The organism is Kluyvera sp. 1366 (assembly GCF_054823405.1).
Genome location: NZ_JBTRDW010000002.1, coordinates 545419 through 558405, shown reverse-complemented (window position 1 = coordinate 558405; position 12987 = coordinate 545419). Strand labels below are relative to the sequence as shown.

The 12987-nt window shown below is 51.3% G+C and carries 15 protein-coding genes, 1 tRNA gene and 1 pseudogene; 13 read left to right on the top strand and 4 right to left on the bottom strand.

Annotation, left to right across the window (positions count from 1 at the left end):
- The first annotated feature begins 34 nt into the window (after window positions 1-34).
- The 8 genes from ACVLVH_RS06130 (at window position 35) to ACVLVH_RS06095 (ending at window position 6650) form a co-directional block, all read left to right on the top strand.
- Window positions 35-172, top strand: a complete 138-nt coding sequence (locus tag ACVLVH_RS06130; protein WP_192411642.1) for a hypothetical protein — start codon at window positions 35-37, stop codon at window positions 170-172.
- Window positions 169-2034 (top strand): phospholipase D-like domain-containing protein, encoded by a 1866-nt coding sequence (locus ACVLVH_RS06125; protein ID WP_498948969.1) that lies wholly within the window; start codon window positions 169-171, stop codon window positions 2032-2034. Before ACVLVH_RS06130 ends, ACVLVH_RS06125 begins: the two co-directional genes overlap by 4 nt.
- Window positions 2035-2036: 2 nt before the next feature.
- The gene (locus ACVLVH_RS06120; protein ID WP_498948968.1) at window positions 2037-3317 is read left to right on the top strand and encodes an SEL1-like repeat protein; all 1281 of its coding nucleotides are present in this window, start codon (window positions 2037-2039) and stop codon (window positions 3315-3317) included.
- 76 nt (window positions 3318-3393) lie between these two features.
- Window positions 3394-3657: a PAAR domain-containing protein gene (locus ACVLVH_RS06115; RefSeq protein WP_192411644.1), complete on the top strand. Its 264-nt coding sequence runs from the start codon at window positions 3394-3396 to the stop codon at window positions 3655-3657.
- A 2-nt stretch (window positions 3658-3659) separates the two neighbouring features.
- Window positions 3660-4313: a KPHS_23130 family T6SS system protein gene (locus tag ACVLVH_RS06110; RefSeq protein WP_498948966.1), complete on the top strand. Its 654-nt coding sequence runs from the start codon at window positions 3660-3662 to the stop codon at window positions 4311-4313.
- Window positions 4288-4821, top strand: a complete 534-nt coding sequence (gene tssJ / locus ACVLVH_RS06105) for a type VI secretion system lipoprotein TssJ (protein ID WP_192411648.1) — start codon at window positions 4288-4290, stop codon at window positions 4819-4821. The genes ACVLVH_RS06110 and tssJ overlap by 26 nt, the downstream gene beginning before the upstream one ends.
- A 2-nt stretch (window positions 4822-4823) precedes the next feature.
- Window positions 4824-5264 carry a type VI secretion system baseplate subunit TssE gene (tssE, locus tag ACVLVH_RS06100; RefSeq protein ID WP_192411649.1) on the top strand — a complete coding sequence of 147 codons (441 nt, stop codon included), beginning with the start codon at window positions 4824-4826 and terminating at the stop codon, window positions 5262-5264.
- A gap of 36 nt (window positions 5265-5300) precedes the next feature.
- Window positions 5301-6650: a VasL domain-containing protein gene (locus tag ACVLVH_RS06095; protein WP_312463990.1), complete on the top strand. Its 1350-nt coding sequence runs from the start codon at window positions 5301-5303 to the stop codon at window positions 6648-6650.
- A 118-nt stretch (window positions 6651-6768) separates the two neighbouring features.
- Here ACVLVH_RS06095 and ACVLVH_RS06090 read toward each other — a convergent pair.
- Window positions 6769-6856: transfer RNA gene (locus ACVLVH_RS06090), tRNA-Ser, on the bottom strand.
- A gap of 245 nt (window positions 6857-7101) precedes the next feature.
- On the opposite strand from ACVLVH_RS06090, the gene phoA reads away from it, so the two are divergent.
- Entirely contained in the window at window positions 7102-8508 is a 1407-nt protein-coding gene (phoA, locus tag ACVLVH_RS06085; RefSeq protein ID WP_312463330.1) for an alkaline phosphatase, read from the top strand.
- Between the two features lie 38 nt (window positions 8509-8546).
- Here the strand turns inward: phoA and gap are convergent, their stop codons facing one another.
- Together gap and ACVLVH_RS06075 are read right to left on the bottom strand one after the other, a co-directional pair.
- On the bottom strand, window positions 8547-9557 hold the full coding sequence (gene gap / locus ACVLVH_RS06080) for a type I glyceraldehyde-3-phosphate dehydrogenase (RefSeq protein ID WP_498948964.1): 1011 nt from the start codon (window positions 9555-9557) through the stop codon (window positions 8547-8549).
- Window positions 9558-9635: 78 nt separating this feature from the next.
- Entirely contained in the window at window positions 9636-10616 is a 981-nt protein-coding gene (locus ACVLVH_RS06075; protein ID WP_498948963.1) for a GlxA family transcriptional regulator, read from the bottom strand.
- Window positions 10617-10860: 244 nt separating this feature from the next.
- Between ACVLVH_RS06075 and ACVLVH_RS06070 the strand changes: the two are divergent.
- Together ACVLVH_RS06070 and ACVLVH_RS06065 are read left to right on the top strand one after the other, a co-directional pair.
- Window positions 10861-10977, top strand: a pseudogene (locus tag ACVLVH_RS06070) (Bcr/CflA family drug resistance efflux transporter); the annotation flags it as partial.
- A gap of 222 nt (window positions 10978-11199) precedes the next feature.
- The gene (locus ACVLVH_RS06065; RefSeq protein WP_101764090.1) at window positions 11200-11478 is read left to right on the top strand and encodes a hypothetical protein; all 279 of its coding nucleotides are present in this window, start codon (window positions 11200-11202) and stop codon (window positions 11476-11478) included.
- Between the two features lie 44 nt (window positions 11479-11522).
- On the opposite strand, the gene ACVLVH_RS06060 is transcribed toward ACVLVH_RS06065, so the two are convergent.
- Window positions 11523-11732 (bottom strand): CsbD family protein, encoded by a 210-nt coding sequence (locus tag ACVLVH_RS06060; RefSeq protein ID WP_007892931.1) that lies wholly within the window; start codon window positions 11730-11732, stop codon window positions 11523-11525.
- Between the two features lie 307 nt (window positions 11733-12039).
- Here ACVLVH_RS06060 and ACVLVH_RS06055 point away from each other — a divergent pair, with 307 nt between their 5' ends.
- Both ACVLVH_RS06055 and ACVLVH_RS06050 read left to right on the top strand, forming a co-directional pair.
- Complete coding sequence (locus ACVLVH_RS06055) at window positions 12040-12657, top strand: TetR/AcrR family transcriptional regulator (protein WP_137385989.1); 618 nt, start codon at window positions 12040-12042, stop codon at window positions 12655-12657.
- Window positions 12658-12718: 61 nt separating this feature from the next.
- A complete protein-coding gene (locus ACVLVH_RS06050) occupies window positions 12719-12922 on the top strand; it encodes a hypothetical protein (RefSeq protein ID WP_101764092.1) in 204 nt (67 codons plus the stop codon).
- Window positions 12923-12987: the final 65 nt, after the last annotated feature.

Sequence of the window (12987 nt, the reverse complement as noted above, 5' to 3'; positions counted from 1 at the left end):
GTTATATTTTAATTCTTCAGTAATAAAGAGGGGCATGCTGGCAAATCGCGGCATTCATCATCATCACTCGCAAAGTGCATATGAAATAAATACTCCGGATTTGCACACCGGGCACCGCTCGCTTTATGCCGCATTACTTGATGGTATTAATGACAGGGAAAAAGACGCATGAGTCAGTCAGATATCGTTTCACCTATTGCAACTGATATAACCCAGCAATGTGTGATTACACCGCCGTGGTTTGTACAGGGCAGCGAATATCAACCTTTACCGGCGACCTATTTTCCGCTGATTAATGGTGAGGAAGCATTTGGTGCAGTGCATCATGCCATCGAAAATGCGCGCAAATCAGTGGATATTATTTGCTGGGGCTTTCAGCCTTCAATGTATTTTGTGCGTGATGGCAAAGCACCCTGTATTGGGCAATTATTGATTGATATTGCTGAAAAGCGTGGCGTTGAAGTAAGAATACTGGCCTGGGAAATGCCGTTTAATACTGCCGGATTTGGTGATGAAGCAAACTTACCTGGAAAGTTTTTGCCGATAGTAAGAAACCGCGCAGGTCAGACTTCTACCGATACACAATTTGATTATGACTGCTGGTGGTTTAAAACCTCTGCGCGCTTTAATACCATGAAGGAGATGGTCCGGGGAAAAGAAAGCACGCTTGAGAAACTTTATCCTTTTCCACATTTTGTTTGCCGTGGTTTTAATGCGAGGGATCGTGCTGAAATTGCATACCAGGCAAAATTTAAGGCTCTTGATAAAAACCTGAGTAACTCAACGATTGCTACTATGGCAGGAACTGTCACACATCATCAAAAAACCGTATTAGTGGATTATGAACTGCCCGAGAGGGCCGTGGGTTTTGTGATGGGACATAACATGCTGGATGAGTACTGGGATACTGATGCACACTCAGCCAGAAACCGGGGTGCTCATGCACCCGAACCGAATAAAGGTGCGACCGGTGCTCTGCCACGGCAGGATATTTCAAGCCGGGTAACCGGGCCAGTCCTGGAACATTTACACCATAATTTCGCGACTGCCTGGCAGAAAGAAACCGGGCAGAATCTTCTGTGGCAGCGTAATGCCAGTGAGGCTGCTAAAAACATGCGGCCGCAAAAATCACTTGGCACGCCGATTATGGCGCAATTGCTGCGCACCCAGGCGCAGGCAGGTAAGCGCGATATTGAGAAACTCTATTTACAGGCAACAAATAACGCCACACAGTTTATCTATATTGAAAACCAGTATTTCCGCTGGCCACCACTGGCAGAATTGATTAAGAAAGTCGCTGCGGATCAAACTCGAGGAGGGCGCGATCCGGGTAAACACGGCTCGCTTTATATTTTTGTTACCACTAATGTGACTGATGGCGGTATTGGAGCAGGTACAGTAAACACGCAACGTATGCTGGAGAGTTTAGGCCGGGCAGATACCATTCCAGGTATTACCAAATTAAGACGTAAAGAGGCGCTGTGGAATGAAATGCCAAATCCGCCATCGATTGATGCCTCACTTGATGAAAAAATAAAATATATTAAGGAAAGAAAGGATAAAGAGGCGGAAGTCAAAGCGAAAATGCAGGAAATAGACAATAGTGTCGTTGTCCCCGTAGAGCATCCGGGATTAAAAATCCACGTCTGTTCGCTGGTGGCACCTGATTCAGAAGCTAATAACTGGATGCCTGTATACATTCACTCAAAGCTGATGATTATCAATGATGTTTTCACCACTCATGGTTCAGCTAATATCAATAGCCGCAGTATGCAGGTCGATAGTGAAATGAATATTGCACATTGTAATGCATCGGTAACTAAGGCAATGCGTAAGCGGTTGTGGAATTTGCATACGAATAGCGAGGGTGGACAGGATGATGCAGAAGAAGCATTTGATGCCTGGAGTGATTTATTAGGTAAAAATATGTTAAACAAAAATGGTGGGGACGGTGAAAGCAATGAAGTTAAACAGCCTATTTGTTCAATTTTAGAATTCCACTATTACGAATCGAAACTAACAAACTTGGATTAAATATGAGGCTAATCATTTTTTTTGTTTTTTTTATTACTGCTTGTGACCAGTCTGGTGAAAATGCATTCTTTAATGAGGGTGGCGTAATGGAACCATTATCTAAAGTAAATGTTAACTTGTCTTTTGTCTGTAAACATCAATCAATACCTGATGCTAATAGTAATGCTGATTTGATTTTTAATTATGCGCGTTGGTTGCAAAAAAATAATCAGCTAAAGCAAGATGAAAATATATATTTCGAAATATCTCGTCTTTATCGTATAGCTGCTGAAAACGGAAGTCTAAAATCCAACGTTAATTTACAGAATGGTGCACTTCAAGGGCTTTTTCTTCTACATGGTGAAGAGCGGCTGCGTTTTAGTCAAAAGTTGATAGATGAAGGCGTTGGCGCTGGATATTACTTTATTGCGTTGTACCTTCAACATGGAGTTGCTGGTTTAGAGAAAGATCAAGAAATGGCGTTACGTTATATGCGAAAAGCAGCTGATGAAGGCAACCCTCAAGCACAATCCTATGTGGGTGATAAATTAGCTCCAAGAAATATGTCTCCAAGTGTTAGCACCCAATTTCGTCTATGCGCTGCCGAACAAGGTGAAGGATTAGCAGCCAGGAACTTAGGGATTATGTATCAAGGAAGTTCAAATTATGAGGCTGCTTTAAAGATTTTTCAGGTAGGAGTAAAAGCAGGAAACTCAAGTGCAGCAAGTTTCCTTGCTAACGGTTTTAACGGTCCAGAGCCCTCTAATGAGCTCTATTACATGGGCTTAAATGAAGATAAAGAGCGTGCTCGTCGTTATGGTGTGATTAGGAAAATATTATCTAATTACTCTTATGCCAATCCTAAAGTGCCAGAAATAGATGAAATTGTGCCACTTCCACCCGCACCGTTACCCGCCTGGGATGGAAAGTTGAAATGGCTGGAAGAAAGAGAAGCCAATATTCCACCTGAAAAGCCCAGTGAAGCACTGATTCACCAAATGGCACGAGATAAACAACTCGATCCTGCTACCGGCAAACCATTACCAGAGTCACCACATTTTGTTCGTGATGATTCCATCAAGCTATCATGCCGTAATGGTGAGGTGTGTCCCGTGAGTGGATATTGGGAAATGGAATGGTGGGATTCCAACAGCCTAAATACCCAGAGGATAGTGCGTTTTAATCAAGGGGATATTCTGCCAGCTGACAGAGTACGGCGCGTGGCCACTCGTCCCTGGCCATTCGAGGACAAAATTGTGATTGAAGAAAAAATGATGGCATGGCGTTTAATTGCTGAGATTTAAATATTATGGTTTGTTTTATTTAAATGTATTGCCGCAAAAAAATGTTGGCGTTTTCTCAGTTTAAAGGAGTGATTTAATGAAAGGAATTATCCGTTTAGGCGATAGCCATACTAGTGGCGGCACGGTGTTGGAAGGTTCAACCACAATGAAATTTTCTGGTATCGGCGCAGCACGTAAGGGGGATGCGGTTATTTGTCCTATTATTGGTCACGGTAAGAATTTCATTGCTGAGGGCCATGCTACGTTTAAAGATAATGGTGTGCCAGTGGCATTTCAGGGGCATCGGTGTGCGTGTGGTTGTGAATTAATCTCCAGCCTGACACAAGCTGTGGCAGAGTAATTATGGCAATCAACTTCAGGCAGGTACCTACTGCGCTCAAACAACCTGAATTACCAAGATGGTGGATCTGGCTATTATTACTCGCTCTGTTTTTGGTATCTGGCACCGCTTATCAAATGTCAGTAAACATGGAAAATAAAGCCATCGATGCTGAAGCCTTTTGGGAAAAAGCATTAGTGATTCCAGCCGCTATTTGGTTGACTCTGTTAGTCTTGCGAATGGTTTATTATTCCTGTGATATTGCAACAGTGGATAAACTGAATGCTAAAAGAGAAAAGGCTATTCAGCAACAAGTACAATTGGGTCAGCGCTACCTCAACATCTTAGACGTCAGCCTTCATACTGCATTGCGTTTTCCTGATGATCAGGATGGTAAAAAACAATGGCAGGCGATCCAACAAAAACAGCAGGCACTGAAAACCCAGCCTTCATGGCAAAGCGAACGTGGTATTAGACATAGCCGGTTACCCGATGCACAGCTAAGCTGCCGTGAAGCTGATGCAGTGCTGCTGGGACGCACTGCCGTGCTGCCCCAGTTGAGCGCATCACATTCTAAAAGAGATGACGTTATTACTATTCAGCTCGGCCGCTATGAGCGCGTCCGGGTCAACACATCAAGGATTGAGACCGATGAAGAAGGCGATTACCGCTGGTAAAACCCTGCTCCCTATAATATTCGCGCTGGCCGTCAGCGGATGCGGACTGACGCAGAAAGTGTCGGACGGCACTGTTTCGATGACCAGAGCCATTTTCTACAAACAGATTAAAACGCTGCACCTCGACTTTGTCGCGCGCGAAGGTGTTAACCGCAATGCTCAGGGCGCAGCGCTGACAACCGTGGTGCGCGTCTGGCAGTTGAAGGATCGTAAAGCGTTCGACAGCTCGGACTATCCATCGCTGCTGGCCGCCGACAGCCAGGCGCTGAAGACCGATTTAGTGGCGGAGAAATCGGTGAGCGTGCGTCCCGGCGAGTCAGTGAGTATTGATGTGCCGATGGAAGAGAATGCAAAGTTTGTCGCAGTAGCGGGCATGTTTTTGTCACCGGACCAGCAGAATGAGAAATGGCGGCTGGTGCTAACGCGTGACGACCTCGATCCCGACAAGGCGCGCATTATTGAACTGGGCGACGGTACGTTGACGTTGCTGGCCGTGAAGAAGGAGTAATCATGACACCTTCACTTTACGACATTCTGTACGGCAATTTTGAAGGTGATCTGGAGCTGGAACGTGTTGGCGAAGAGAACCAAGTGATTTTGTCGGTGCTGGATAACATGCAGCGCATTCTCAACAGCCGCGCCGGTTCGCTGGCGCACCTGCCGGATTACGGCCTGCCGGATATGACGCGCATCCTGCAGGGCATGCCCGGCACCGCGCACCAGTTGATGCACACACTTTCCGGCGTGCTACTGAAATATGAGCCGCGTCTGAAGCGGGTTGACATTGTGATGTTGGAGCAAACGCAGCCCGGCGAATTGCGCTACGCGATTGATGCCGAGTTAAAGGAAGTAGGACTGGTGCGCTTCGGCACCGAATTTATGCCGGAAGGGCGCGTGATGATCCGTCACATGAAACAGCAGCAATATCTGGATGCCAGGGCATCTGTTTAATTTTTTTGCCTGATTAGGGCTTTTCGGAACACAGCAATGACTTCATCTCAACCTCGCTTCGTCAAAACCGGCGGCGATCCACGCGCGTTCGCGGAATATGCTGCGCTGCGTCAGGAAATGCAGAAACTCACGCATCCGGCGCGTCCGGATGTCGATTGGCCGCACGTCTCCACGCTCTGTTTAACGCTGTTCGAAAAAAACGGTGTCGAGCTGCAAAGCGCGGTCTGGTACACGCTATCGCGCGCGAACACAGCAGGATCGGCCGGTATGACGGAAGGCCTGGCGGTGCTGGTGGCATTGATTACCCGCGAATGGCCGACGTTATGGCCGCAACCGGCACATTCACGTATCGAACTGCTGGCGGGACTGAGTCGTCGGTTGCAGCAATTCCTGCGTACTCAAACGATAACCGATGCAGACTTGACGGCGCTGAGCCAGGCGGCGCGCTTGCTCAGCGAAGCCGGCGATCATCTGCAACGTCTTGAACTGCGTCAGCTTAGTCAGATTGATCCGCTGCTGGACCGCATTCGCAGTGCGGTGGTGATGCTGGAACACTGCGATGTTTCAACATCTGATGCTGTGGCTAAGCTGCCTGAAGTCGTTCCGATTGAGAAGCCCGCAATGGCGTTAGCTAGTGCAGAAGTCAGTGGCTGGGTGTACGTTCCGTCTCCGGGTGTGCCTGCACAGGATGTGAGGCGGCTGCGCCGTCGGGCATTTGTGAGTGGCGTTGGCGCGACGCTGCTGAGCGTGTCACTCATCGTCGCCACTGGCTATTTCGTTGAGCAAAATACTGAGCAGGAATCTCCGTTGCAGCAGGCATTACAGGCTTCAGTATCACCAGTTGCTGCGCCTCTCACACCGGAAATGATGGCTGAGCTCCAGGCGAATCCCCCCGAATGGCTGAACGACGGAGCATGGCTGGAGCAAATGCAGCAGCAACTGAACTGGCTGCAGGGCGCATCGCCGGACTGGAATCTGCAGCATGGTAATGCGTTAGTGATGCAGGCCAGCCAGTTGTTGCCTGATTCGGATGCGGTTAAAACGATGAGCGCACGCTGGAACAAGCAGCTTAAAGCGGCAGCAATACCAGCAGATAAAATGCAGGGATGGCAACAGGGCATGGAGCAGCTCAACATGTTGTCGCAGCGCCTGAACGGACTTGACGAGCAGCGCGGCAAATACCTGACGGTGAGCGAACTGAAAACAGCGGTCTACAATATGACGCAGGCGTTCAACGGAACGGTGCCACTGGAAGAGGAACTGCGCGTGTTGCTGCAATCGGACGATGACGCTACACAGAATCAGCTATCACAAGCGGAAATGCACCTGAAGCAGCTTATCGCCAGTTACCAAACGACAGCTACATCGTCAAAAAAGCAGGACTAACAAAATCCGCAGCCAACCGGTATTCGCAGCTATCAAACTCTGCGGGGGTTTGAATCCCCCTTGCAGAAAACAGGCAAAAAAAAAGCCTGAACTTTCGTTCAGGCTCTTCTTTAGAATGTGGCGGTGAGAGGGGGATTCGAACCCCCGATACGTTGCCGTATACACACTTTCCAGGCGTGCTCCTTCAGCCACTCGGACACCTCACCACATTTTTTTTGTCAACCGCGCTGGGTCAACGGGGCGCTACTATAGGGAGATCGCTGAAAAGGGTCAAGCGCTATTTTCTCCTTTTGTTCTATTCGCTTAAGCTCTGAGCGTATTGCCGTTGGCCTGCTCATCATGGCGATTCTGTCATCAAATCATTCCCTCTCTGTCACAAAAATGTCACCGCACTGTCGCAGACTTGTCCGCGGAAACATTTGGTTATATCTATGGAAAAGGATGCTTATAAATGAAACAGATACCTCTCTTAACGGTTACTCTGCTGGCTTCTCTGGTCGCGACATCGGCAGTGGCAGACGATGCACACTATTCCCGCGCTGCTACCGGCGATGTCACCGAGCACGGCGGCGCGCGTCGTCTCACCGGCGACCAGACCGAAGCGCTAAGAGCGTCATTAAGTAATAGCACCGCAAAAAACGTGATTCTGCTGATTGGTGACGGCATGGGAGATTCGGAAATCACCGCCGCGCGTAATCAGGCGCGGGGCGCAGGCGGTTTCTTCCCCGGCCTTGATGCGCTGCCGCTCACCGGTCAATACACGCACTATTCACTGGATAAGAAAACCCACAAGCCGAATTACGTGACGGATTCCGCCGCGTCGGCCACGGCGTGGGCCACCGGCACCAAATCCTATAACGGTGCGATTGGCGTCGACGTGAACGGCAAAGATCAGGTAACGATTCTTGAGCTGGCGAAAGCCGCCGGTAAAGCCACCGGCAACGTTTCCACTGCTGAACTGCAGGATGCCACGCCAGCAGCGTTGATCGCGCACGTCACTTCGCGCAAATGCTACGGCCCGGAGAAAACCAGCGAATTGTGCCCGACTAACGCGCTGGAGCAGGGCGGTAAAGGATCGATTACCGAGCAGATGCTAAAAACCCGTGCGGACGTCACGCTGGGCGGCGGCGCGAAATCCTTCGGCGAAACCGCCAAAGCTGGCGAGTATCAGGGTAAAACCCTGCGCGAACAGGCACAGGCGCTGGGTTATCAGTGGGTTGATAATCTCGATGGCATGAACGCCATTCAGCAGGCCGACCAGAGTAAACCGGTGCTTGGCCTGTTTGCCGACGGCAATATGCCGGTGCGCTGGCAGGGACCGAAAGCCAGCTATCACGGCAACATTGATAAGCCGGTGGTGACCTGTGAAGTGAATAAAGAGCGTCCCGCTTCGGTACCGACGCTGGCGCAGATGACCAAAAAAGCCATCGATCTGCTAAGCACTAATGAGAAAGGCTTCTTCCTGCAGGTGGAAGGCGCGTCAATTGATAAGCAGGATCATGCGGCCAATCCATGCGGTCAAATTGGTGAAACCGTCGATCTGGATGAAGCGGTGCAGCAGGCGCTGGCCTTTGCGCGCGAACATGGCGACACGCTGGTGGTGGTGACCGCCGACCACGCGCACAGCAGCCAGATCGTGGAAAACGGCACCAAAGCGCCGGGTCTGACGCAGGCGGTGAATACCAAAGATGGCGCAGTGATGACCATCAGCTACGGCAATTCAGAAGAGGATTCGCAGGAACACACCGGTACGCAGGTGCGCATTGCGGCGTACGGCCCGCATGCGGCTAACGTGGTGGGCTTGACCGATCAGACCGATCTGTTCTTTACCCTGAAGGATGCGATGGGGTTGAAGTAGCCAGGATAACGGTCGCCATTAACGGCGACCGTTATACCTTACAATCCGCGTTTTGCCATCAACCGCGCTAAATCCACCAGACGATTGGAGAAGCCCCATTCGTTATCGTACCAGGCGAGAATCTTCACCAGATTGCCGCCAATCACCAGCGTAGAGAGACCATCAATAATCGATGAACGGGCATCGCCCTGATAATCGCTTGATACCAGCGGCTCGTCGCTGTATCCAAGAATCCCCTTCAGCGGACCTTCTGCCGCCGCGGCTTTAAACGCGTCATTCACCTCTTCTGCGGTCACGTCGCGTTTCAGCGTCACGGTCAAATCCACAATCGATACCACCGGCACCGGCACGCGCAGGGAATAGCCGGTCAATCGACCCTCCAGCTCCGGAATCACCCGACCGAGCGCCTTCGCCGCCCCGCTTGAGTAAGGCACAATCGACAACGCCGCCGCCCGTGCACCGCGCAGATCTTTCTCCGGCTGATCGTGCAGCACCTGGCTGTTGGTATAAGCATGCGTGGTGTTCATTAAACCGTGCTCGATACCAAACGCCTGATGCAGCACCGCCGCCGCTGGCGCTAAGCCGTTGGTGGTGCAGCTGCCGTTACTCACCACAAAGTGCTGCTGCGGATGGTAACGTTGATCGTTCACGCCCAGAACAATTGTCAGGTCATCGTTCTTGCCCGGCGCGGAGATAATCACGCGCTTAGCACCACCGCTGGTGATGTGCACTGCGGCTTTGTCGCGTTCGGTGAAGAAGCCGGTGGCTTCAATCACGATATCCACGCCGACATCGCGCCAGCGAATATTCGCCGGATCGCGCTCGCTAAACACGCGCACCGCTTTGCCATCAATGCGTAATTCGCCTTCACCGGCTTCCACTTCCGCCGGTAACCTGCCGAGCAGGGAGTCGTGTTTCAACAGATGCGCGAGGGTTTTACTGTCGGTGAGGTCGTTAATGGCGACGATTTCAATATCATCGCTGCCCAGCGCTGCACGAAAAACGTTACGTCCGATACGGCCAAAGCCGTTAATGCCGATCTTAGTCATGATTGACTCCTTTTCCGAAGATGCTGGAGTCACTCTAAGCCGATGGTGTGATGGCGTAAACGCCAAAAAAGGATCACTTTACGCCAATTTCCGGCAGTGGAAGCGCTGGCGATATTCGCCCGGCGTGAGATGGAGCTGACGCTCAAAGCTGCGGCGTAAATTGATGCTGCTACCAAAGCCGGTCTGTTGCGCGATGCGATCCAGCGTGTCGTTGCTTTGCTCCAGCTGTTCACGCGCGGCGGCGAGACGCGCTTCGGCCACATAGTGCGCGGGCGGCGCGCCGGTTTCACGGGTGAACACGCGGGTAAAGTTGCGCGGGCTCATGGCGACGCGCTCCGCCAGTTTCTCGACAGAGAGATCTTCGGCGAGGTTGGCGCGGATCCAGCGCTGCAGTTCAGCGATCGGGCCAATGCCGCTCGGCGTCTGCAGATGAAAACGGCTGAACTGCATCTGTCCGCCGGGACGGCGCAGATACATCACCATGTCCTGCGCAATATCACGCGCCACGCTAAAGCCGAAATCCTCTTCCACCAGCGCTAATGTCAGGTCAAAGCCCGAGCTGACGCCGCCGGAGGTCCAGATCGGTCCGTCCTGAATAAACAGCGGACCGCCTTCCACCTGAATCGCTGGATAGCGCGATTGCAAGGTATCGAGCAAGCGCCAGTGCGTGGTGGCGCGGCGACCTGCCAGCAAGCCGGATTCCGCCAGCAGCATCGCGCCGCCACATACCGACACCACGCGACGCGCCTGCGGAGCCGCCAGCTTGATGAAATCGACCACCATATTGCCTTCTTCCACGCTGTCGCCTCGCCCGGTGATCATGATGGTGTCCCACGCAGTGCGCGGATCGAGATCGGCCAGTTTGAGGTCGGCTAATAGATTGAGGCCGGATTGGCCATGGATCACCTGATGCGATTGGGTGGTGGCGAGGCTGACGCGATAGCGCTGCTGATCGACGCCAGCCGGCAGATGCTGATTGGCGCGCATCAGGATATCGGCGATACCTGCCGCTTCAAACAGCATGCCGCCGTCGGGCACAATAATCAGAAATGTTTTCATGGCGTGAAATAGATATTTTGACAGGATAAGCCAGAGTGTCTCATGGCATCTGGATTATTTCCAGGCATAGCAGATCACGATATGCGGCAACTTTGATTAATGATTTTCCTCCCTGGCGCAACGTCATTTCACGCCATTATCTTCACAATCACATCCGCTAACATGGATGAATTCGATCTCGCTGGAATTCAACATGGATCACGCCTCAATGCGTACGTAATCCTTTACCGTCAAGTCGAGTGGTTTGCCGTTTATCCTCATTCTGAGTGGGTTAATGGTGATCACTTCGTTTTCCACGGATATCTATCTGCCCGCCATGCCGATCATGGCGCGCGAGCTGCACGGCGATGCGGAACTTACAGAGTGATTGTTGAACGTTATCCTGCTGCTCTGCAGGAGCGGGTTAGCGGCTAAGCCAGACTAACGTTTGCGGCGTGACGTTCAGCTGCCGCAAGCGTTGTATGTCGAAGCATTTTCGATTGCATCGACATTTTTTTGTATTTGACGTTTTTTTCTCAGTGGGTATGCTCAGCCACGTCAGGATCCCCCGGCCAGGGTTGGTTGAGACGATTACAGAGAGCCCATGAAAAACAGTAATGACAAACAGTTATGCGACATCGCGATTGGTGATGCGGTGATGGAATTATTTAACCAGGATGCGCCGGTTTCGCGTACCACGCTGCTCGCGCAATTAGAGAAGATGATACATGCGGGTGTGACGGCGGAAGAGGTACGGATCGCCAGACTGGCTTTAGAGCTGGTGACGAACAGCAGCACAGCCGACAAGGTTGAGCAATCGGAAGAGAACGTGATGAGCTTTAGGGCGAAAAACGTTTCGGCGGATGACTCAACGCAGCACTGATCGCTGTATGCCGGACAAAGGTTGTCCGGCATAACGGCGCGGCGTTACCAGCGGTACTTATTCGAATCTTCCCACTCTTTAACTTCTTTCTCCGCACGGTCTTTTTCATAACCGTAGCGTTCCTGGATTTTGCCGACCAGCTGATCGCGTTTTCCTTCAACCACGGTCATGTCATCATCGGTCAGGTCGCCCCATTTTTCCTTCACTTTCCCTTTGAACTGCTTCCAGTTGCCGCTAATACGATCTTCGTTCATGTTGATCTCCCTATTTCGTGGTGACTGTGTGCTGCCCTTCGCTGGCCTGATGCCAGCGGGTGAATTAATCCTGGCACAGGATTTGCGCTTTGCTTGCCTGAGCTGTGAGCTGACTCATAAATTTGCGAATGTGTGAGCCAGCGTGGAGAAAAAAGCCGTTAATAGCAAAAAGTGATTCTCTAACTCTTTGCTCTATAAGGCATTATGTTTGCCCGGCTATACAGACAATGCCGGGTTGCGATATAGTAACCGCCGATAAGACATTTCCGTCAACTTTTGGAAACCCGCATTCCCTGATGCCATCCGTATGAGTAAAACGCAACCCACCGACATGAAAAGCAGAGAACGTGGCCGCCCAAGAGAGTTCGATATCGAACAGGCTCTGGACAAAGCCATGATTGTTTTTCGTCAGAAGGGGTTTCATGCGGCTTCACTTAACGATCTGGGCGAAGCGATGGGGTTGACAGCGGGCAGCATCTACAAAGCTTTTAAAGATAAACGCAGCTTGTTTCTGCTGGTGTTTGAACGCTATCTTTCGGTGCGTAATGCCGATCTGCGCCAGCGTCTGGCACAGTTCACCAGCGGCCGCGAGAAGCTCGGCGAGCTGCTGCAGTTTTACCTTGATTCCGCGCGGGCGGTGGAAGGTCGCACCGGCTGTTTAGTGGTGGGCAGCGCGGTAGAGCTGCAGGTGCTGGATGACGATCTTTCGCAACTGGTGAGTGAAGCGGTCATTCGTAATAAAAACTTCCTCGCCTCGCTGCTCAAACTGGGCCAGGAAGATGGCTCGGTCACGCCCAATCTGGATGTGGACACCGCCGCGGGATTGATCCTCTGCATCGCCTTTGGCATGCGCGTTGTGGGCAAGATCACCGATGTAAAAGATGAACCAGAAACCATCAAGTTAGTTATGAAGCTGCTGGACTAAAATTTGTCTAATTAGGAGTCGGATACTTCCTAAATAAGCGAAGCGTAAAGACGGAGGGCAAGTGAAAGACGAAGATTCAGATATTACGGAAGAGATTCGCGCATTGGTGGGCAGGGTAGTGACACGTATCCTGCGTCCTGATGAAGCGCTTACCGTTCAGGAACTCATAGGCGCGTTGTATCGCCTAAGTTTGCGCTCCACCGACAGCAAAACCAAAGTCGCCTGCGAGAAAGCCATTCGTATCCTGGCGAAAAAACTGCACTAATAGGGTCGCGCGTGCCGCGCCTTGTTGTTCTCCTCTGCTGAAGTCTGGCAATCCCTCGCCAAACA

Bases quoted from the DNA above. Each gene is read 5' to 3' on its own strand.
- ACVLVH_RS06055 (WP_137385989.1), top strand. From the start codon at position 12,040: ATGAGTAAAACGCAACCCACCGACATGAAAAGCAGAGAACGTGGCCGC.
- ACVLVH_RS06120 (WP_498948968.1), top strand. From the start codon at position 2,037: ATGAGGCTAATCATTTTTTTTGTTTTTTTTATTACTGCTTGTGACCAG.
- ACVLVH_RS06125 (WP_498948969.1), top strand. From the start codon at position 169: ATGAGTCAGTCAGATATCGTTTCACCTATTGCAACTGATATAACCCAG.
- ACVLVH_RS06110 (WP_498948966.1), top strand. From the start codon at position 3,660: ATGGCAATCAACTTCAGGCAGGTACCTACTGCGCTCAAACAACCTGAA.
- ACVLVH_RS06075 (WP_498948963.1), bottom strand. From the start codon at position 10,616: ATGAAAACATTTCTGATTATTGTGCCCGACGGCGGCATGCTGTTTGAA.
- gap (WP_498948964.1), bottom strand. From the start codon at position 9,557: ATGACTAAGATCGGCATTAACGGCTTTGGCCGTATCGGACGTAACGTT.
- ACVLVH_RS06060 (WP_007892931.1), bottom strand. From the start codon at position 11,732: ATGAACGAAGATCGTATTAGCGGCAACTGGAAGCAGTTCAAAGGGAAA.
- tssJ (WP_192411648.1), top strand. From the start codon at position 4,288: ATGAAGAAGGCGATTACCGCTGGTAAAACCCTGCTCCCTATAATATTC.
- ACVLVH_RS06130 (WP_192411642.1), top strand. From the start codon at position 35: ATGCTGGCAAATCGCGGCATTCATCATCATCACTCGCAAAGTGCATAT.
- ACVLVH_RS06095 (WP_312463990.1), top strand. From the start codon at position 5,301: ATGACTTCATCTCAACCTCGCTTCGTCAAAACCGGCGGCGATCCACGC.
- phoA (WP_312463330.1), top strand. From the start codon at position 7,102: ATGAAACAGATACCTCTCTTAACGGTTACTCTGCTGGCTTCTCTGGTC.
- tssE (WP_192411649.1), top strand. From the start codon at position 4,824: ATGACACCTTCACTTTACGACATTCTGTACGGCAATTTTGAAGGTGAT.
- ACVLVH_RS06065 (WP_101764090.1), top strand. From the start codon at position 11,200: ATGAAAAACAGTAATGACAAACAGTTATGCGACATCGCGATTGGTGAT.
- ACVLVH_RS06115 (WP_192411644.1), top strand. From the start codon at position 3,394: ATGAAAGGAATTATCCGTTTAGGCGATAGCCATACTAGTGGCGGCACG.